The sequence below is a fragment of the Hamadaea sp. NPDC051192 genome, assembly GCF_040682475.1.
GTDB classification, from domain to species: domain Bacteria; phylum Actinomycetota; class Actinomycetes; order Mycobacteriales; family Micromonosporaceae; genus Hamadaea; species Hamadaea flava.
On record NZ_JBFBAZ010000037.1, the window covers coordinates 45212 to 65715 of the forward strand.

The following is a 20504-nucleotide window of genomic DNA, read 5'->3' on the forward strand; positions in this document are numbered from 1 at the left end:
CCGTTGTCGACCTCGGCCGACGTCGCCGTCGGCCACGTGTTTCTCGACGGGATCCGTCCGAGATGTGCAGTGCTGTGGCGATGGGACGTGTTCGAGCGGCCTTCGGCCATGGATGACCCGACTCCTCCAGCGCAGTCAGCGGATCATGTGAGCCTGGGCTCGACCGACGACCCGGCCATGATCTGGCCTTTCCGCTGCGGGTCGACGAGGTAGAGCTGGAGAATCCCTTGGCCTCGCGCGTCGCGGTGTTTCTCTCCGCACCGCAGCTGGACTACGGGCGGCTTCAGCGGAGCCTGAAGGGTCTCCAGTTGGCTGACCGAGCCAATGCGTCGAGCTTGCGTGAGACGAAGATCGGCACGGCTAGATCCCGACGTGAAGCCACCTGACGATCTTCGTCAGGTGGCTTCACCGGATATCGGTGGGCAAACATCCGCGGGGGCCGGTTACTCCGTTTTCGACACAGCAACGCGTACGACCGTGCGGACACGACGCAGGTGCGGCGCGACCTCCTCATCGGGTCGCTGATCGAGCACCAGATGTCCGTCGGCGGCCCAATGGATGCGTCGTAGCGCGGTGCTCCGCCCGCGCGTGGTGATCGTGGGATGGGCATGGAAGACGACGAGCTCGAGGCCGTCCTCGTCGTGGCTGAACGTGTTGTGGCCTGGCCCCCAGTAGCTGAAGTTGCTGCCGGTGCCGAGCACGGGCGCTGGTGCCTTGGTCCAGGCATTCGGGTCAAGGAGGTCGGCTCCGCTGCGTGCCTCGATCGCACCGGCCGCGTAGGTCGGCCCGACTGCTGATCCGGAGTAGGTGACGACGAGACGGTCGCCGTGCCGGAGCGCGAACGGGCCTTCCGCGACTTCGTGGTCCCAGCCGTACTCTGCGGTGACGACGCGTACGGGGTCGCTGGTCAACCGCCATGGGTCGGCCGGGTCGATGGTCGCGATCCAGAGCTCGGCGTCGCCGATGCGGTCGGTGATGTACCGCTGAGACCACAGCACGTAGCTTCGCCCGGCGTCTTCGAGATAGGTCATGTCCAGGCTGAGACCAGGGTGCTCAGGGTCGCGCTGCAGGGGCGAGCCGTCCATCTGAAGAACTGGACGGGGCGGCTCCCAGTCCGCGGCGACCGTGGGATCGCCGCCGTCGCGTAGCCGCATCACGTGGCAGCGCACCCGTTTCCAGTCCGCGGCGCCGATGCTCGGGGCGAAGAAGCAATGCAGGCGGCCACGGATCAGATGAAGTTCGGGGGCCCAGAAGCAGCCGGCGATGTCCGTGGTGCCGACTTCGAGGATGGCGTGGTCCGGCGCGGTGGCCAGCTCGGCGATGCTGTCCGCGACGCGCAGCAACAGCCGGCGCGGGTCCACACAGTTGCCGTCCGGGTCGTCGGTGGCGATGAAGAGATACCGGCCCTGGTACGCGAGGACGGTGGGATCGGCCCGGTCTATGACGAAGGGAAAGGGATAGACCCGTTGGCGTACCCTGCCGGTCACCACGTATTCGCCTGGCTTGTCCCAACCGACCTGGGCGAGGCTGTCGGGATCCCAGTCGACCGGCCGCCGCGCAGTGGAGCCGTCGTCGTAGGTCAGCTTCGCCCAGGGCAGTTCACAGGCGGCGTCCCCGGAGGTCGCGTCGAGTACGGGCAGCTCGACGGCCACATTGCGGATACGCCCGAAGCGGCGTCGCAGCCGCGCGGCGTCGGCCTCGTCGATGGGCAGAGCGCAGGTCTGGTGGTGCCCTGGTCCCCCGTCCGGTATCGGCGGCACAGGCACCACGGGTTCCGCCGGGACGGCCGGCGACCATGGCCCACGTGGCTCGGCCGCCGACGAGGACCAGGGTTGATCCTCGTCATCCGTCCACCACAGGACGAGTTCGCCACGCATGAGGTCGTACACGCCGCGCGGACGCCGTACTCCGCCTCCCGTCGCCACCTGAAAGAGCCCGACTTCTTCGAATATTATGAGGTCTGTCGTGTGGAACAGCAACACTGAGGAACTGGCCGACGGTTCGGGGGAACCGTCTGGCGAGGCGGGCGAAGCGACGACCATGTACCCGTCGGGGACGACGAACACCCATGGATCGGTGAGCGTACGCACGCGGTAGATGTCCGTATGTTCCGTGGGGACCGCGCGGGGGAACAGGACTCCCCGGTCGTCGTTGAGGCGGATGATCGCACCGTCCGGTGTGGCGAGAGCCAGGTGCAGGCTGTACGCGATGCGTGCCGAGTAGACGGCCGGGTCGGCATCGGGGAGCCGAGTGCCGACGAGCAGCACCGGCGTACCCGCCGGCAGCACCGTGACGTCGACTGTGTCCGTCACGTCGGGTGTGGACGCCACCGTGACGCGAGCGACGATCGCGGGCGCCGCGCGACTGGTGATGACGCCGCTCGTGACGTCGACATTCGGATGGTGAAAGGTGAGTTGAAGTCCAACCGGCAACACGGTGCCTGAGCCCACGACCGGCGGCAGCGCCACGTGACTTCGTGGAACGTCATCAGAGTGTGTCATCCCTTGAAGGCGCCTTCCATGATCCCTTGCACCAGGCGACGGCCGACGAAGACGAACAAGATCAGCAGAGGCACCGTGGCCAGGAACGAGCCGGACATGGCCAGGCCGAGGTCGATGTCCCGGTTGTTCTGCAAGGCCTTGATGGCGATCTGGACGGTGTATCTCTCCGGCGACTTCAGCACGATGAAGGGCCAGAGGAAGTCGTTCCAAGCGTTGACGAAGCCGAACAGACCCAGGACCAGAGCCGCCGGGCGTACCAGCGGGAAGGCGATGCGCCAGAAGATCTGCCAGGTCGTCGCGCCGTCGACGCGGGCGGCGTGGATCAGCTGCTCGTCGATGGCGCTGCTGATGTGCTGACGCATCCAGAAGATGCCGAAGGCGCTCACCAGCCCAGGCACGATCACCGCCTGAAGGGTGTCCACCCATCCGAGCCGCGACATGATCAGGTACTGCGGGATGACGGCCAGCTGGGCCGGCACCGTCATGGTCAGCACGACGATGAGGAACAGTGCGTTGCGGCCCGGGAACGACAGCTTGGCGAAGGCGAACCCGGCCAACGCGCACAGCACAGCCTGACCTGCGCCGATCGTGGTGGCGACGAGGAGACTGTTGGCGAGCGCCTGGACGAACGGCACGGTGTCGACGACCAGGCCGGCCAGGTGCAGGAAATTGCCGCCGGGAATGACGTGCGGTGGCAGGCTCGTCGCGGTGGCGGAGTCCGTCGTGGACACCACGAACATCCAGTAGAGCGGGAACACGCTGATGAACACCATCGCGCCGAGCACCGCGTACACGACGAACGGGACCCGATGCACGCTTCGTCGGCGAGTTTGGGGGGACGCGGCGGTCGAAGGCTCGCGGTTCATGGGCGCTCCGAGCGAATTCGGGTGGCCAGGAGGTAGTTGATCGCGGCCGCGATCACGACGAGCACGAAGAGCGCGACGCCGACGGCAGCGCCGTAGCCGAAGTGGAACCGGCCGAAACCCTGTTCGTACAGGAAGAGCGTGAGGGTCTGGCACTGCCGGGCCGCTCCGCAGGTGAGTCCGCCCACCGGGTTGGCCAGCAGCGGCTCGGTGAAGACCTGTAGTCCGTAAATCGTCGACGTGACGACGGTGAACACGATGATCGGCCGCAAAGCGGGAATGGTGATGTGGCGGAACTGCTTCCAGCCGTTCGCGCCGTCGGCGGCGGCGGCTTCGAACAGCTCACGCGGAACCGCCTGGAGCGAGGCGAGGTACAGCAGCGTGTTGTATCCGGTCCACCGCCACATGATCATCACGGCGATCATGAAGTGGCTTCCCCACACCGACGCGGTGAAGTCGACGTGGTCGAAACCCAGCAGCCCGAGAAACCAGTTGAGCATGCCGTAGTCCCGGTCGAAGAGCTGAGCGAACACGATGGTGGTCGCCGCCACGGAGGTTATGTAGGGAACGAGCACCGACATCCGGAACAATGTGGCCGCCCGCAGCCGCAGGTGGTTGAGCAGGTGTGCCAGGCCGAGCGCCAGCAGCAATTGCGGGACCGTCGACAGCAGCCAGATGCTGAACGTGTTGCGCAGCGCGCCCCAGAACCGTGGATCGTCGACGAGCTGCGCGAAGTTGTCCAGTCCCACGTACTGGTGCTCGCCGATGGGGTTCCAGTCGAAGAAGGCGACATAGAACGTGAAGAGCAGCGGGAAGAGTCCGAAGATGAGGAAGAGCACGAAAAACGGCGCCACATAGGCGTAGGGTGCCAGCCGCTCGCGTACGCCCAGCCGGAGGTGGCGGCTCCGAGTGGGCGGTGCGATCGCTCCGGGAGCCGGGGCGGGGTTGAGCGTAGTGGTCACAACGGACACCTTCCCGATGTGGCGGCCGGGCTCCTCGGCTGCCATGCATCAGTCGTCGTTTCAGCCGCGGAGGGCGTTCTTGACGTTGGTCAACGCCGTGTTCCACGCGTCGGCCTCGGCGACCTTGCCCTGCTCCACGCTGACGAGGGTGTTGAGCATCTCCGAGCCGACCGTGGCGTCCTCCGGTCCGATGTAGAACGGTTTGATGCCCAGCACGGACTGGGTGTAGATCTTGCCGATCGGCGCGTTGGAGAAGAAGGGATCGGTCTTCGCGATGAGCTGCGGGTCCGAGTAGACCGATGGTGTCGTCGGGAGTGCGCCCTGCTGCAGGAAGTGGGCGAGCTGCCCGCTGGGCGACTGCATCTCGGCGATGTACGCCCAGGCCGCCTTCGGGTTCTTCGCCCGCTTGGGGACGGCGAGGTAACTGCCGCCCCAGTTTCCCGCGCCACCGGGAATGACGGCGACATCCCACTTGCCGGCTGTGTTGGGTGCGTTCGTGTGGATGGCGTTGAGCATCCACGACGGGGCTGAGACGACCGCGAAGTCGCCCTTGCCCATTCCCGCCGTCCAGCCCGTCGACCATGAGGTGATCTTGGAGGTGATGCCGGCCGCGTGGATCTTCAGTGCCAGGTCGAAGGCCGCTTTGACCTGTGGGTTCTTGTCGTACGACAGCTTGTGGTCCGCGTCGTAGTAACGCTCGGTCCCCTGGTTGACCGCCTGGAAGAAGACGCTCGTCGACGTGTTGTCCAGGAACGGCTTGCCGGTGGCGTGCACGTACTTCTTGCCGACCTCGAGGAACGCGTCCCAGGTCGGCCACAACTTGGAGACCTCGTCCCGGTCGGTGGGCAGTCCCGCCGCCTTGAACAGGTCAGTGCGGTACGCGATGGCCATGCCCCCGACATCGGTCGGTATTCCGATGATCTTGCCGTCGGAGGTCATCGACTGTTTCATGACCCAGTCGAGGTAGTCCCCCTTCATCTTGTCGGCGCCCAGGCTGGACAGATCGACGAAGTTGTCGGCGGACTGCATAAACTTCGGCAGGTCGTCACCCTGGATCAGCACAAGGTCGGGCACTTTGCCGCCGGCCAGTGCGGTGGTGAGCGCCTGAGCGGTCTCCGTCGTGCTGCCCACCTCGGTGAGTTTTATCTGCACATCAGGATGCGCCTTCTTGTAGACGTCGACGTCGGCCTTCTGATTGATTCCGGTGAAGGACCAGAAGTCGAAAGTCTTGGAATCGACGGAGTCGCCGCCGCCCGATCCCGGCGAACAGCCGGCGACCAGGAGCATGGCCGTGGCGACAGTGGCTGCGGTGGTGATGAGGCGCTTCACACAGTCCTCCGAGGGTGGTCGGGAGCTGGGTTGGGAGGCGGGCGTGCCCGGCCCGGGCCGAAGCCGGGCACGCCCGAGTGGTTGCGACGGGGTCTGCCTGGCGGCAGTCCGCCGCTCAGCGCTGCAGGGTCAGCACGCCCGGGCGCCACGGCAGCAGGTTGTAGTCGCCTCCCGCGCTGGGGTTCTTGCCCTGGTATAGGAACTGGAGGTTGCAGGCGTCGATGGTCTTGGTCTGGTCGGGGTTGGTGCGGACCAGGTCACCGTGGCTGATGTCGTTGGTCCACGTGGCACCGCTGTTGGCCTTGCCGGCGAAGGGGTTGCTCTCGCTCGCGGCCTGCGGAGTCCACGAGCCGCTCAGGCTGCTGGATGTGAACGAGCGGAAGTAGCGCCCGTTCGCGCCGATCGCCTCGACGATCATCAGGTACTGGTTCTGGCCCTGAACCTTGTAGACCTCGACCGCCTCGAACAGGTTGTTCGTGGAATCGGTCATGACCGTCGTGTAGCTGGAGCCGAAGTTGCCCGGGAAGTTCCCGATCGGCATGCTCTGCCGATAGATCTTGCCGTTGTCCCCGGCGAAGAACAGGTACATGTTCTGGTCGTCGCCGATGAGCGTCTGGTCGATCACGCCGTACGGAGCGTCGGCAAGGGTGGCGGTGGACAGCGCCTGCGGCGAGGACCAGCCGTTGGCGTTGGTCGGGTCACTGGCGGTCTTGTAGTTGAACGAGTTCGGACCCCACTGGTACGCCAGCACCCAGACGTTCTTAGGTGCGAAGTAGATCAGCGTCGGGGCCACCGTGCCCTGGCTCATCCCGGTCTGGGTGGCGGAGGCCATGTCGGACCAGTTGGTGAACAGGCTGAAGTTCATCGACCCGTAAGATCCGCCGCTGTTGACGTCGGATCCGTAGACGAGGTGCTTGCCGTTGTAGACCACGTTGGTGAAGTCCTTGAGCGAGACCCACCCGTTCTGCGGGTTGGTCAGCGCTCCGGTCGACGTCCAGCGGTAGGTCGACGGAAGCGCACAGCCAGTCGGCGGCGACGACGATGACGGCGAGGGGCCGCTGAACCCGGTACGCCACTGCTGGTTGGCCTGCCCGTGGCAGTCGTACAGCTGGACCTGCTGCCCGTTGCCGGTGCCCCACACATCCAGGCAGCGACCGGACTGAGCGCCGCTGATGGTGCCGTTGGAGTTGATGTTCCACTGCTGGTTCGACCCGCCGTTGCAGTCCCAGATGATGATCGCCGTGCCGTTCGCGGTGGCCGCGCCATTCGCGTCGAGGCACTTGTTGCCGTACACGGTCAACTGCCTGCTGGCGGTGTAGGTCCACTTCTGGTTCGCCTGGTTGTTGCAGTCGTAGAGCTGCACCCGAGTACCGTTGGTCTGCGACGCGTTGGGGACGTCGAGGCACCGGCCGGACTGCACCCCGACGATCGTGCCGCTTCCGCCCGGGGTCGTGCTCGAGCTCGGCGAGGTCGTCGGGTTAACGGCGTTGAGGGCGTTGAGCACCGACGTGTACGCCGCCTTCTTGTTGCCGCCGCCGTCGAACAGCAGCGGGCTCTCACCGGACCGCCACGAGTCGCTGTCGCGTACGCCCCACACCGTGATGCCGATGCAGCGCGGCACGTTCAAACAGGCCTGGGTCAGCCCCGCGTACTGTGACGTCGACGCATTGGTCACGTCGACCTCGGTCAACGCCACATCCACCCCGAGCGCGGCGAAGCTGGACAGCGTCGTCTGGAAGTTGCTCGGCAACGAACTGCCACCGGTGAAGTGCGTCTGCAGCCCGACACAGTCAATCGGCACACCCCGGGACTTGAAGTCCTGGATCATCCGATACACACCCTGCGTCTTGGCGTACGACCAGTTCTCGATGTTGTAATCGTTGTAGCACAGCTTCACCGACGGATCGGCAGTGCGAGCGGTCCGGAACGCCACCTCGATCCAGTCGTTGCCGGTGCCCTGAAGGTTCGACTGACGGCGGCTGCCGTCCTCGTTGAACGCCTCGTTCACCACATCCCACGCGGCGAGCTTGCCCTTGTAATGCGCCATCACACCGTTGATGTGATCGATCATCGCCTGACGCAGCGTCGACCCCGACAGACTCTGCATCCACCCCGGCTGCTGGGCATGCCAGGCCAGCGTATGACCCCGCACCTTCAGACCACGCTGCGTCGCCCAGTTGTAAATGTTGTCGCCGGCGCTGAACGAGAACTGCCCACGCTGCGGCTCCGTCGCGTCGATCTTCATCTCATTCTCGGCCGTCACCATGTTGAACTCACGCCCAGCAATAGTGGTGTACGCCGAATCACCGAGCCGACCACCCGCGATCGCCGTGCCGAAATACCGGCCCGACTGCGCAGCCGCGGCACCGAGCGTGGTCTCTGCCGCGTCGGCCGACGGCATCATCACCGCAGCCGCGGCGACTGCCACGACACTGACCGCACCGACGACCAGCGCTCTGACGATGAGCGATCTGCGCCGCCGGCTCTCACCATGGTGGACAGAGGGGCTGATAGCCACCTTGGCCTCCTCACTGGCCGGTGCCCGAGCCGTCGAAGCGAGACGGCCGGACGTCCTTTGTCGAGAGATTTATCCGCGCCAATGCTGCCATCGAGCTCTGTTGCAAGGCAATAGTTTCGGAAAAGTTCCGGAAACAATCTTGTGACGTCCGCGATCCACAAAAGAGCAGGCAGATAGGGATCAGGCACGGCATGAGGCCTGATCTAGCGACACCTGTGTTGGAAATGTGCGCGTTAACGTTCCCCGGAAATTTCGGCGCCAGGCGATCGCCGTCTCCTGGCGCCGCGCTACCCGTGGTAGCGCTCCCATCCAAGACGGTGAGGTTGCCAGCTCGAAACGAAACATTCAAGTGTTGACCGGTCGAGTTTTCTGCGAGGCGTACCCGGGCAAGGAGGCCTGGCCGCCAATGAGGAGCAGGTCAAGAGTCTGATTTGCGCTGCGCCGGACGGTCGTCGTCAGGCGCGCCCGGCGCAGAATTTTCGCGATCGACCCGGTAACTCGGACACATTCCGCGCTCCTGCGTACACTCGCTGCCATGTCGGAGAGCTCCAGACCCCATCGACGACGGCGCAGCGGCGACCTGCCCGTGACGGCGATCGCCGAACTCGCCGGGGTCTCGGCGCCTACGGTGTCAAAAGTCCTCAATGGTCGAGCGGGGGTCAGCGAGGAGACCCGTCGACGCGTGGAGGCGCTGTTACGTGATCACGGCTACCGCAAGTCGACGTCCGACCAGTCGACTCGGCACCTCGAGGTCGTGTTCCACGGCATGCTGAGCTCCATCGCCATGGAGATCATGCGTGGAGTCGAGGAGGTCGCCGCCGCCCACGACATGACCTTCGGATACCTCGACGTGTACCGGCGGGGCAAAGCGGGCCGCCTGTGGGTGGACACACTGCTGATTCGCCGGCCGGCCGGGGTGATCGCGGTGTCCTCAGCGATCACCCCGGAGCACCGCGAAACGCTGGTGTCCCATGGCATCCCGCTGGTCGCTCTCGACCCCACCAGCGACCTGCACAGCACACCCTCCATCGGCTCGACGAACTGGAGCGGTGCCCTCAACGCCACCCGCCATCTGCTCGATCTCGGGCATCGGCGCATCGGAGTGCTCTCCGGACCGGTCAAGGACCTCGCGTCCCGGGCCCGCCTGGACGGTTTCCGGGCCGCCATGGACGCCGCTGGCGCGCCGTTCGACAAGCAGCTCTTGCGAAACGGACTGTTCACCTTCGAGCAGGGTCGCGACCTCGCGCTCAAACTACTGCGCCTGCCCGAACCGCCCACCGCGATCGTCTGCGGCGACGACCTGCAGGCACTGGGTGTCTACGAGGCAGCCCGGCAGGTCGGCCTGCGCATACCCGAGCAACTCAGCGTCGTCGGCTTCGACGACGTCGAGCAGGCCGTCTGGTGTGCGCCGCCGCTGACCACGGTGCGCCAGCCGTTCGCGGAGATGGGCGCCGCCGCCGCGAGGTGCGCCGTCGCCCTGGCCACCGGGGAGATGCCGAAACGTACGCGAGTCGAACTCGCCACGAACCTCGTCGTACGGGGCAGCACAGCTCCGCCAGCGTGAGGTCCCGGCAAGCCCGTCAGCCGCGGCCGGCAAGGCGAACATCTCCGGCTCCATGGGCTGGGCAGCGTTCGACTACAACACCACCTTCGTCACTCCCCCGTCCTGCGTCGACTTCACCTGCTACCACGGCGTCTCGGACATCTATCGGATCCCGAAGCTCGACGCCGCGGCGTTCGCCTCCCAGCGCGATCCCGCGCTGTACGGGGCATACGTCTCGATCGCCAGTCAGTGGACTCCAGGCGTGTCGAGCGGCACCGTTCTGGTGGCGGGCAACTGCCAGCAGGTCGAGCTGTTCGCCAACGGCGTGTCTCGCGGACGGATCAACCCGAACGCGTACACCAGCCTCCCCTATCCGTTGTTCCAGTTCACCGGTCTGACCGTGACCGCCGGGCAGCTACGCGCGGACTGCTGGATCGGCGCCCGGATCGCGGCGAGCGACACCCGCTACACCCCGGGAGCGGCGACCCACCTGGCGCTGGTGGCCGACCACTCGGCGATCAAGGCCGACGGCTCCGACATGACCCGGGTCGTTGTCAAGGCCCTGGACAGCAACAACCAGGTCGTGCCCACGAGCAGCGCCGCCGTGACGTTCGCCCTCACCGGGCCGGGCGCAGTCGTCGGCGAGAGCCCGCTCACTCTGGAGGCAGGCACCGGAGCGGTGTACCTCAAGAGCTCGCTCGGGCAAACCGGCTCACTCGCGCTGACCGCATCGTCTCCCGGCCTGACGTCGGCGAATGTGAACGTGAACATCGCCGCGTTCACCGACCCGGTCGTGCCGGGCGGGGGCTCCTTCGCCTTCGGCTTCCCGACCGACGTCAACGACCGGCAGCGCTTCAGTTACAGCGGCACTTGGCAGACAGGCACGGACAACCAAGCGTTCAGCAAGGACAACACCTCGAGCATCACCGCCGGCAACACGGCGCCCCTCTCCTTCACCGGAAACCGGGTCGTCCTGTACGGCGTACAGGATCCTTCGCACGGTTCAGCTGCGGTATCGGTCGACTCCGGACCGGAGCAGACGGTCAGTTTCCGGGCGTCGTCACGGCGGACCAACGTCGCGCTTTTCACCAGCGGAACCCTTCCGCAAGGTACGCACACCATCCGCGTACGCGTTGTGGGAGACGGCGCGGTCTCGCTCGACCGAGCAATCGCGGTCTCGGCTGCACCCGCCCTGGTCACGCCACCGCCACCGGGAAGCGACGGCAGCCGGGCTGGGGCACTCGGCGGCACGCAATCCAGCCGGTGCCTGGACGTTCCGAGCGCCAGCACGACCAACGGCACCCAGGTGCAGCTGTGGGACTGCAACGGCGGCACGAATCAGCGGTGGGCGTACACGTCGGGCCGGCAGTTGACGGTGTACGGCAACAAGTGCCTGGACGCCAACGGTCAAGGGACGTCGAACGGCACGACGGCGATCATCTGGGACTGCAACGGCGGCACGAACCAGCAATGGAACCTCAACGCCAACGGCACGATCACCGGTCAGCAGTCCGGGCTGTGCCTGGACGCGGCCGGAACCGCGACCGCCAACGGCACCAAGATCCAGCTCTGGGCCTGCACCGGCGGTACCAACCAGCAATGGACCCTGCGCAGCTGACCCATCTCCGGACCCGTGGGTGTAGGGACACGCCGTCCCCTCGTCCCTACACCCACGGCCCCACTTTCAAGGCGGCTTCGATGAGGAAATTCTTCAGATTCGTGATCGCGACACTGCTTGTCGGCGTCGTGCTCGTCCCCGGCCCGGCCCGGGCCGACAATCCCATTGTTCAAACCATTTACACGGCCGACCCGGCGCCGCTGGTCTACAACGGCCGGGTCTACCTCTACACCGGCCACGACGAAGACAACTCCACCTACTTCACCATGCGCGAATGGCGGGTCTGGTCGTCGGCCGACATGGTCAACTGGACCGATCACGGCTCCCCATTGAGCCTGGCCACCTTCAGCTGGGCGAGCTCCGACGCGTGGGCCGGCCAAGCCGTCTACCGCAACGGCAAGTTCTACTGGTACGTCCCCGTACGGATGTCCAACGGATCCCAGGCCATCGGCGTGGGCGTCGCCGACTCCCCCACCGGGCCATTCCGGGACGCCCTCGGCCACCCGCTGATCCAGAACTCCGAGATCGACCCGACGGTCTACATCGACGACGACGGCCAGGCCTATCTCTATTACGGCAATCCGCATCTGTGGTACGTGCGGCTGAACGCTGACATGATCTCCTTCTCGGGCAGCCCGACGCAGATCCCGCTCACCACAGCGGGGTTCGGCACCCGGACCGGCGACGCCAACCGCCCTACGTTGTATGAGGAAGGGCCGTGGTTCTACAAGCGCGGCGGCCTGTACTACATGGTGTTCGCGGCCAAGTGCTGCTCGGAGTTCATCGCATACTCCACCGCGCCTGGTCCCACCGGACCCTGGACCTACCGCGGAACGATCATGCCGACCCAGGGCAGCAGCTTCACCAACCATCCCGGGCTCGTCGATTTCAACGGCGGTTCGTACTTCTTCTACCACAATGGCGCGCTACCAAGCGGCGGTGGATACACGCGGTCCGTCGCCGTGGAGAAGTACAGCTACAACGCCGACGGCACGATCCCGACGATCAATATGACAACCACAGGCGCGCCACAGGTCGGCGTACTGAACCCGTACGTGCGGCAAGAGGCCGAGACGATCGCGTGGGAGTCGGGCGTCGAGACCGAACCCGCGGCCGAGGGCGGCATGAACGTCGGCTGGATCCAGAACGGCGATTGGATCAAGGTCAAGGGCGTCGGATTCGGCACGGGGGCGTCCTCCTTCACCGCTCGCGTCGCGTCCGGAGCCAGCGGCGGCTCCATCGAACTACGCCTGGACAGCACGACCGGGCCCCTCGCCGGCACCTGCGCGGTACCCGGCACCGGTGGCTGGCAGACCTGGGCCACCGCAACCTGCGCCACCACCGGCGCGACCGGTACGCACGATCTCTACCTGCGCTTCACCGGCGGCAGCGGCTACCTGTTCAACCTGAACTGGTGGCAGTTCGCCAGTGGACCGTCCGGTGGGTATCCGACCGGGTATCACCCGCTCGTGATCGGCAACAACAGCCTGTGTCTCGACGTGAGCGGCGCGTCGACCGCGGCGGGAGCGGCCGTCACGCAATGGACGTGCGGCGGGCAGACCAATCAATCGTTCCAGTTCGTGCCCGTTTCCGGCGGCTACGGCCGTCTGCAGGCGCAGCACTCGGGCTACGACGTGGCCGTCACCAATAGCTCCACGACGGCGGGGGTGCCGAACATCGTCCAGCAGGCACCCACGAGTTCGCCGAACAGTCTGTGGCTGCCCGTGCAGCAGTCCGACGGTTCGTACTCGTTCAAGAACCAGAACAGCGGGCTGTGCCTGGACGTCTACGGCGCCAACAGCACGCTCGGCCAACAACTCGATCAATGGCAATGCAAGAACGCGGCGGGCACGAACCAGGACTTCACACCTCGCTGAACCACCGAACAAGGAGAGGGGGCGTGCCGAGTACGCCCCCTCGTTGCTGCGCAGGTGGTTCAGCTTCGCAGACTCCACTGCTGGTTCGTGCCGGTCCAGCAGGCATACAACTGGAGCTTCGTCCCATTGGCGGTGGCGGCTCCACTCGCGTCGAGGCAAAGCCCGGACTGCACACCGCTGATGGTGCCGTTGGCATTGAGGTTCCACTGCTGGTTGGTCTGCCCGTTGCAGTCCCAGATCGCGACGGCGGTGCCGTTGCTCGTGCCCCGCCCGTACGCGTCCAGGCACTTGTTGCCGTAGACCGTCAGCTGCTTACTCGACGTGTACGTCCAGCGCTGGTTGGTGCCGCCGTGGCAGTCCCAGAGCTGCGTCTGGGTTCCGTTGGTCGTAGTGGATCCAGGCACGTCGACGCACCGGGAGGAGGCGGTTCCCACGATCTCCACGTTCGACGTGCCACCGCCGGTGCCCGGGGAGCCGACGCTGCCGGACACCGAAAGCAGCGCCTGGTACCAGACCGCGGCCATCTTGTCGTACCCGGTGGCCGTGGGGTGGACGCCGTCGATAAGGTCTGCCGTGGTCAGCGCACTGTGCATGTCCACGAGATGCACGTGCTTGCCCGCGTTCACCTTGCTCTGGACGATGCCCGGAATCGCCGCGTTGAAGGTGCGTACCGCGGCTTCCTGGCCGCTGTTGGCCAGTGGGATGATCTGCGCGACGAACACCTCGGCGCTGGGCGCGGTGTTCGTGATGTGGTCGATCAACGTCGACAGCCGGTTCGGTGCGGTGCTGACGTTGTAGTTCTGCAGCACGTCGTTGGTGCCGATGTGCAGCAGCACCGAATGCGGCTGATAGGTGGTCAGCCAGCCGGTGATGTTCGCGTCGATCTGGTCGATTCGCCAGCCCGGATGTCCTTCGTGGTCATGGTCGCCGAGACTTGCCGGGCCGTTGTACTGCGAGCCGACCAGGTCCACGGTGTACCGGCCGGCGGCAAGCCGTTGCCACAGACCGATCCGGTAGCCGCCCGGCACTTGGGTTCCCTCGGTGATCGAGTCACCGAGCGGCATGACCCTGACACCGCCGTTGGACTCCGCGTGTGCCACGCCGGACGGCGTCGCAATGAACCCGATTGCGAGCGAGAGAGCGGCGGTCGCCGACCGCCAGTGCGCCTTCTTCATGCAAATGCTCCTGTCCAGGCTATCGGCGATTCCACATCTGGTTGGACCCGCCATGGCAGGTCCAAAGAATCACGGCAGTGCCGTTGCCGGTGCCGCCGCCGTTGACGTCGAGGCATAGCCCGGACTGGACGCCGCTGATCGAGCCGCTGGCGTTGACGTTCCATTGCTGGTTGGCGCCGCCGTTGCAATCCCAGATCTGCGCCTTGGCTCCGGCCGTCGCGTTGAGCGGGGCATCGAGGCACTTGCCCAGTCCGCGGATCGTCAGGCCGTCGAACGTCCACTGCTGGTTCGGCTGCCCGTTGCAGTCCCAGATGACCGGCTGAGTGCCGTTGGCCGTGTTGCTGTTGGGAATGTCAAGGCATCGTCCGGACGAGGAGCTCACCACGGTCACGGTGCCGCCCGGTGACGGCGACGAGGTGCCGCCGCCGCTTACTCGGTAGACGACCGCGCCATGGCCCGGCACGCTCGCGGAGATCGCCCCGGTGGTGGTGCTGGTCGAGTTCGACCAGGCGTCGCGCAACGTGAACGAGCTGCCCGACTTTCCGATCGCGGTCGCGGTGGTGCTGATGGTCGTCGTGGCGCTGCCTTGATTGAACAACGCCACCGCGATGTCACCGTTGGACAGCCGCTTGGCGAGCACTCGCCGGGTGCCGTCGAAGGAGACCTGCGTCGCCTGGTGCCCGGCGGTGTCCTGGTCGATCGCGATGAGGTTCTGGTTCAGCAGGATGGTACGCGTCGCAGCGTCCATCGAACGCACGTCGTTGCCGGCGATCAGCGGCGAGGCCATCATCGCCCACATGGCGAAGTGCGTATGCATCTCGGTGTCGGTCATGCCGCCCCGGCCGACCTCCATCATGTCCGGGTCGTTGAAGTGCCCCGGTCCGGCGTACCCGGCCAATGGCAGATTGACGTTGATGATGTTCTGGATGCCCATGGGGTAGCCGTTGGTCTGGCCGGTGTCCCAGGCGTTGGTGATGTCCTCGGTCGTGCGCCAGATGTTGGCCACGTCGCCCCAGTTGCGCTGCGGACCGGTCTTGGCGTGAACACTGTTGGAATTGATGCTGTACAGGATCTGGCGACCGGTGGCGGCCAGCGCGTCTCGCATGATCGCGAAGGTGCGCACTTGGTCGTCGATGGTTCCGTTGGGCGAGCACCAGTCGTACTTGAGGTAGTCGACGCCCCAGGCGGCGAACTGCCGGGCGTCCTGCGCTTCGTGTCCGAGGCTGCCCGTGGATCCGGGCCAGGAGTTGAAGTACTGTGCGCAGGTCTTGGCCAGCGGCCCTTGGTAGATGCCGAACTTCAAGCCCTTGCCGTGGATGTAGTCACCCAGCGCCTTCATGCCGCTGGGGAATCGACTCGGGTCGCCTTGCAGGTTGCCGCTGGCGTCGCGGTTGGGGTGGAACCAGCAGTCGTCGATCACCACGTACTGGTATCCGGCGTCGCGCATTCCGTTGGTCGCCATGGCGTCGACGACCTGATGGATCAGCGACTCGTTGATGTTGCAGCCGAAGGTGTTCCAGCTGTTCCAGCCCATCGGCGGGGTGCGGCCGACGCCGTTCTCGAGGGCCTGTGCGCTTTGCCCGGAAAGGAAGACCATCGTCCCGGCGGCCGCTGCCAGGGCCGCCACCACGCTGGCGGCCAGCCGCCGCCGAATATTCCGTCTCACCATTGATGCCTTTCGTGAGGGCGGGGTCAGGCGGCCCGCCCAGGCCGCCTGACCCCGGAGAGAAATGTCAGCTGCGCAGGGTCCATTGCTGGTTGGTGCCGCCGGTGCAGGCCCAGAGCTGGATCTTGGTGCCGTTGGCGGTCGCGGTCCCGGCCGCGTCCAAGCACAACCCGGACTGGACCCCCGTGATCGTGCCGTTGGCGTTGACGTTCCACTGCTGATTGGCCTGACCGTTGCAATCCCAGATGATCGCCGCGGTCCCGTTGCTCGTGCCCTGACCATTGGCGTCCAGGCACTTGTTGCCGTACACCGTCAACTGCCGGCCCGAGGTGTACGTCCATCGCTGATTCGTGCCGCCGTGGCAATCCCACAACTGCATCTGCGTACCGTTGGTCGTACTGGAACCCGGCACGTCGACACACCGGCCCGAAGCGCCACCGACGATCGTCACGTTTTGCCGGCTACCCGACGGCGTCACCGACGGCGACGGCGACGGACTGCCCGTGCCACTCCCGAACTGCGAGATGAACCGCCAGGCCTCGCCCTTGGTCCACGTCCGGGTGCCGTCCTCGCAGCCGGAGCAGCCGTCCACCGGGCCCGGACCGTGGCCACCGTCGAAGGCTGCCCACTGCACCGGATATCCGGCCGGGCACGAGTAGGTCGTCGTGATGTGCGCTCCGCTACCCGCCCCGGGCTCGGGCGCGTTCTGCGCGGCACAGCCGTTGTTGCGCAGGAACGTGTCACGAAGCGACCGCCCGAGCGAGATGTTGAGGACGTTGTCGGAGATGCCGTGGATGCCGAAGTACGCGATCGGCTGCGAGCCGCCGCTACAGCCGCTCAGTTGCGCGCCGGAGTAGACGACGACTGCCCGGAACACGTTCGCCCGCGCACAGGCGACTGCGTAGCTCATTCCGCCGCCGTAGCTGAAACCCATGGCGTACAGCTGCGTGGTGTCCACGCAGAGGTCCGCCTCGATGCGATTGACCATGGCGTCGGTGAAGGCCAGGTCTTCGCCGTTGTTGTTGGCCCAGCCGTTGTTGAACCCTTGCGGCGCCACGAGAATCGCCGTGTTGTTCGACTGCTCCTGGATGCCGTAGTACGCCCAGGAGGATCCGCTGGATCCGCCGGACGCGACGTCGTTCATCGTGCCGCCGCGCCAGTGGTAGCCGAAGATCAGCCGATACGGAGCGGCGTTGTTGTAGTTCGCCGGGATGCGCAGGATGAAGCTGCGGTTGACGCCGCCGACGGAGATGGTGTTGGTGCCGTTGACGAGCGTGGGGTTTCGCCCGCAGCCGGCAGTCGCCGCAGCGAGAGCCGGGGCGTCCGCAGCCGACGCGGAGCCGAGGACTGAGCCGGCGGCCATCCCTGCCACCATCGTCGCGAGCGTCGCCCCGGCCGCCACCAGCAGCCGAATCGGTGTGCGAGCAGGCTGAAGCCCGCCCAAGAGGCGTGTCATGAGGGTCTCCTAGTCAAGGGGTGGTGATGTCGAGGCGCTCGACGGTGACAGCTCCGCCAAGGGCTTGGGTGGCGTAGTTGAAGACGCCGTAGCGGTAGCCCATGAAGAACTGCCAGGCGTTGTTCAACGTGAAGCCGCTCCCGAGGGGCTGGAAGGTGACGCCGTCGGTGCTGTACGCGAAGCGCGCCTGCCGGGCCGATCCGGGATTGACGTCGGCGCTGACGCGGAGCCAGATGCGGCCACCGGAGACGGCCGCTCCCGCTGCCTCCGTCCCCGTGCTGGTGGTGTTCCAGTTGGCGTCCATGCTCAGGCCGCTCGTCATGACGACCCGGGTGGCGCCGTTGTCCCGCTTGACGCCGATCCACGCCGACGAGTCCCGGAGCATCGCCAACCCAGCCCGATCGCCGTCTCGCATACCCGCGTAATTCAGGACGATCGTGGCGGTCGACGTCGGGCCTTGGATGCGATGAGTCAGCGTGTTACGGGCAGCGTAAAGGTCGTTGGTGACGGTCGCGGTGGACAGGTGAAGGCCACTGCCACTGGACCACTTCGTGTTGTCCGGGTTGTGATTCCATTCGTACTGCGGTCCCAGAGCGGCTGTCGTGAACATGTCGGCACCGATCATCGGCGTGACCGCACGCGGCGGCGCCGGCAGGTTCGGCGCCGGGTAGGAGCTGCCCCACCCGCCATTGACGGTCGTGATGACAGGCCACCCGTCGGAGGTCCACGTGATGGGCGCCATCACCGGAATCCGCCCGCCCGGGTACGCGTCGACGAACGCCATGTAGTACCAGTCGCCGTTCTGCGTCTGAACCAGTCCGCCCTGATGGGGCACACCCCCGCCGGAGACCGGTCCCGGCATGTTCAGCAGCACCTGGCGGATCTCATAGGGCCCCCAGGGGCTGCTGGACTTGAGGATGTACTGGCCGTTCGCCGGCTTGGTCACGAAGATGTAGTACGAGCCGTTGCGCTTATAGAACCGAGATCCCTCGATGTAACCTATGTTCGACGGCGAGCTGTAGACCTGTTGAGCCCGCACCTGGCTCAATCCGTCGGCGGACAGCTGCGCCACGCTGATGTTGCTGCTCCCGTACGCGACATACATGGTGTCGTTGTCGTCGACGAGCAAGCCCGCGTCGTAATAGCAGTTGTTGATCTGAGAACGCTTGGTCCAGGTGCCGTCCACGGCCGAGGCGGTGTAGACATACGTGCGGTTGAACTCGACGCACCCGAGCCAGTAATAGGTGCTGTTGCTTCGGCGGTAGTTGAACGCGGAAGCCCAGATCCCCTTGACGTACGCACGCCCGCCGACCAGGTTGTAGGCGGTGGAGCCGAAGTCCAGTGAGGGCACCGCGTGTCCGGCGTACTCCCAGTGGACGAGGTCGTAGGAACGCAGGATGGGCGCTCCCGGCGAGTAGTGCATCGTGGACGCCGTGTAGTAGTAGACATCGCCCACGCGAATGATGTCGCCGTCGGCGAAGTCCTGCCAGACGACCGGATTGGCGAACGCCGAGCCGCCGCTCCCCGGGTCGTACCCCGGGATCTGCCAAGTCCGGCTGGCGGCGGTGCTGCACGGCAGCTGGACCAGGCCGGTGTTGTCGGCTGGAGCGTCTCCGCTGGGCACGATGCATTTGCCGGAGTGCACAGCCACGACGTTGAATCCTCCACTGGTGGGTTGAAGCCGGAATCGCTGGTTGTTCGCGGTATGGCAGGTCCACTGGATGACGGCGGCGTTGTCCGCGGTGGAGGCCCCGTTGACGTCGACGCAGCTGCCGTTGGTGACGGTGTGGATGTTGTACTGGTCGGTCGTGCCGGTGACCGGCGTGAACGTGAAGGTCTGATTACTGCCACCCCAGCACGACCAGAGGATCAGCTGGGCGCCGTTGGCCGACGACCCGTTGGGCAGATCGGCACAGCTGCGGCTGTTCTGGTTGACGAGCGTGCTGCTGAAGGTGACCAGCGCTGCCTGTGCCGGAGCCGTGCCGGCGATCAGCGGGATCAGTAAGGCGGCCAACCCCAGCGCGAGCAGCCGCCTAGGTTTCGAGGACATGCGGATTCGACCCTTCTGCCGATGCGAGCGGGTCTGAGCCGAGCGCCCGGAACTCGGGCTCAGCGGGAGTTGATCAGCAGGAGGAATTCGCGTCGATGCGCAGACTCAGACGCGATGACAGGATCGCTTCGACCATGGCGGCTCTCGTCCGCCAGCCAGGAAGATGTCGCCGGGCCAAGGGAATCATGTCTTCCTCCACCAGTGATGGTTGGGAAACGACCGCGGGCTCAACGGCCCGGCTTCACCACGCGGTCTTGAGACGCTTGCTTTACCGGAAAACTAACGGAAGATCTTACCTCAGTCAATAGATCATCTTGATTGGAGCGGTCAGGCAGGCCCGGGCCGGGTCGCCGCAGACCTGCCGACGGCGACCGGGCAGCTGTCCCTTCATCCGCGTTGGGCCCCGGCGAGGAGGTCACGCATCAGCTGGCGGACAGGACGGAGCAGAACCTGGCGGAACACGCCTGTCACCTGCACCGGAGGATGACCAGCGCGACCGTCACACCGACAGGTGACCTCCTGGTCGCGGACAGCGGCCTGGACGACGACACGTTCAACATCGTCGCCGCGGCCCGCTTCACCGACGCCGACGCCACGGCCCGCATCACCCGGACTGTAGAGGAGCTGGCCGGCACCGGCCGCAGTTTCTCCTGGTGGGTGGGTCCCGCCTCGACACCGTCCAACCCGTGAGTCCCCCGCCGCCATCCGGCGGAGCGGCCTGGACACCCAGCCAGCCCGGCCAGGACCATACGCCGACGCCCGAACCCGCAGCGCCATCGCATCCGGCGGGGGCGGCTGCGGCGTTTCCGCCACCGCAGCACGGCGGTAGCGGCGGTTCGCGGCTTGACTGGGGCGCTGCCAAAGAACCTACGTCACCACAACCGAATCCGTTACGGGCCAAAGATCCCACGCCCGGCGACGCACCGAAGGCTACGACCTCGCGGCC

13 protein-coding genes are annotated in these 20504 nt (G+C 66.0%); 4 read left to right on the forward strand and 9 right to left on the reverse strand.

All coding sequences use genetic code 11. The annotated features are described in order from the left end of the window. Positions 1–443: 443 nt before the first annotated feature. The 5 genes from AB0M47_RS18055 to AB0M47_RS18075 all read right to left on the reverse strand — a co-directional run bounded on the left by AB0M47_RS18055 (position 444) and on the right by AB0M47_RS18075 (position 8083). The gene (locus AB0M47_RS18055) at positions 444–2312 is read right to left on the reverse strand and encodes a family 43 glycosylhydrolase (RefSeq protein ID WP_363414584.1); all 1869 of its coding nucleotides are present in this window, start codon (positions 2310–2312) and stop codon (positions 444–446) included. Positions 2313–2497: 185 nt separating this feature from the next. After that, positions 2498–3316 carry a carbohydrate ABC transporter permease gene (locus AB0M47_RS18060; RefSeq protein WP_363414587.1) on the reverse strand — a complete coding sequence of 273 codons (819 nt, stop codon included), beginning with the start codon at positions 3314–3316 and terminating at the stop codon, positions 2498–2500. A gap of 47 nt (positions 3317–3363) precedes the next feature. Then, the gene (locus AB0M47_RS18065; RefSeq protein ID WP_363414590.1) at positions 3364–4326 is read right to left on the reverse strand and encodes a sugar ABC transporter permease; all 963 of its coding nucleotides are present in this window, start codon (positions 4324–4326) and stop codon (positions 3364–3366) included. 60 nt (positions 4327–4386) lie between these two features. Next, entirely contained in the window at positions 4387–5655 is a 1269-nt protein-coding gene (locus AB0M47_RS18070) for an extracellular solute-binding protein (protein WP_363414593.1), read from the reverse strand. Between the two features lie 115 nt (positions 5656–5770). Beyond that, positions 5771–8083 (reverse strand): non-reducing end alpha-L-arabinofuranosidase family hydrolase, encoded by a 2313-nt coding sequence (locus tag AB0M47_RS18075; protein ID WP_363414596.1) that lies wholly within the window; start codon positions 8081–8083, stop codon positions 5771–5773. Between the two features lie 625 nt (positions 8084–8708). Here AB0M47_RS18075 and AB0M47_RS18080 point away from each other — a divergent pair. From AB0M47_RS18080 to AB0M47_RS18090, 3 genes are all read left to right on the forward strand, one after another. Further along, on the forward strand, positions 8709–9737 hold the full coding sequence (locus tag AB0M47_RS18080) for a LacI family DNA-binding transcriptional regulator (RefSeq protein ID WP_363414599.1): 1029 nt from the start codon (positions 8709–8711) through the stop codon (positions 9735–9737). 52 nt (positions 9738–9789) lie between these two features. Continuing rightward, positions 9790–11334, forward strand: coding sequence for a ricin-type beta-trefoil lectin domain protein (locus AB0M47_RS18085; protein WP_363414602.1), 1545 nt, complete (start codon positions 9790–9792; stop codon positions 11332–11334). 101 nt (positions 11335–11435) lie between these two features. Next, the gene (locus tag AB0M47_RS18090) at positions 11436–13211 is read left to right on the forward strand and encodes a family 43 glycosylhydrolase (protein WP_363414605.1); all 1776 of its coding nucleotides are present in this window, start codon (positions 11436–11438) and stop codon (positions 13209–13211) included. Between the two features lie 59 nt (positions 13212–13270). Here the strand turns inward: AB0M47_RS18090 and AB0M47_RS18095 are convergent, their stop codons facing one another. From AB0M47_RS18095 to AB0M47_RS18110, 4 genes are all read right to left on the reverse strand, one after another. Continuing rightward, positions 13271–14386 carry a ricin-type beta-trefoil lectin domain protein gene (locus tag AB0M47_RS18095; protein ID WP_363414608.1) on the reverse strand — a complete coding sequence of 372 codons (1116 nt, stop codon included), beginning with the start codon at positions 14384–14386 and terminating at the stop codon, positions 13271–13273. Positions 14387–14405: 19 nt separating this feature from the next. Continuing rightward, entirely contained in the window at positions 14406–16055 is a 1650-nt protein-coding gene (locus AB0M47_RS18100) for a ricin-type beta-trefoil lectin domain protein (RefSeq protein ID WP_363414611.1), read from the reverse strand. Positions 16056–16119: 64 nt separating this feature from the next. Beyond that, the gene (locus AB0M47_RS18105; protein ID WP_363414614.1) at positions 16120–17508 is read right to left on the reverse strand and encodes a ricin-type beta-trefoil lectin domain protein; all 1389 of its coding nucleotides are present in this window, start codon (positions 17506–17508) and stop codon (positions 16120–16122) included. Between the two features lie 13 nt (positions 17509–17521). Continuing rightward, positions 17522–19558: a family 43 glycosylhydrolase gene (locus AB0M47_RS18110; RefSeq protein WP_363414616.1), complete on the reverse strand. Its 2037-nt coding sequence runs from the start codon at positions 19556–19558 to the stop codon at positions 17522–17524. Between the two features lie 483 nt (positions 19559–20041). Between AB0M47_RS18110 and AB0M47_RS18115 the strand changes: the two genes are divergently transcribed. Further along, positions 20042–20248, forward strand: coding sequence for a hypothetical protein (locus AB0M47_RS18115; protein WP_363414619.1), 207 nt, complete (start codon positions 20042–20044; stop codon positions 20246–20248). The last annotated feature ends 256 nt before the right edge of the window (positions 20249–20504 follow it).

What these genes read in the sequence shown, in the direction of transcription:
- AB0M47_RS18080 (WP_363414599.1), top strand. Translation starts at nt 8,709, where the DNA reads ATGTCGGAGAGCTCCAGACCCCATCGACGACGGCGCAGCGGCGACCTG.
- AB0M47_RS18085 (WP_363414602.1), top strand. Translation starts at nt 9,790, where the DNA reads ATGGGCTGGGCAGCGTTCGACTACAACACCACCTTCGTCACTCCCCCG.
- AB0M47_RS18095 (WP_363414608.1), bottom strand. Translation starts at nt 14,386, where the DNA reads ATGAAGAAGGCGCACTGGCGGTCGGCGACCGCCGCTCTCTCGCTCGCA.
- AB0M47_RS18100 (WP_363414611.1), bottom strand. Translation starts at nt 16,055, where the DNA reads ATGGTGAGACGGAATATTCGGCGGCGGCTGGCCGCCAGCGTGGTGGCG.
- AB0M47_RS18105 (WP_363414614.1), bottom strand. Translation starts at nt 17,508, where the DNA reads ATGACACGCCTCTTGGGCGGGCTTCAGCCTGCTCGCACACCGATTCGG.
- AB0M47_RS18110 (WP_363414616.1), bottom strand. Translation starts at nt 19,558, where the DNA reads ATGTCCTCGAAACCTAGGCGGCTGCTCGCGCTGGGGTTGGCCGCCTTA.
- AB0M47_RS18115 (WP_363414619.1), top strand. Translation starts at nt 20,042, where the DNA reads ATGACCAGCGCGACCGTCACACCGACAGGTGACCTCCTGGTCGCGGAC.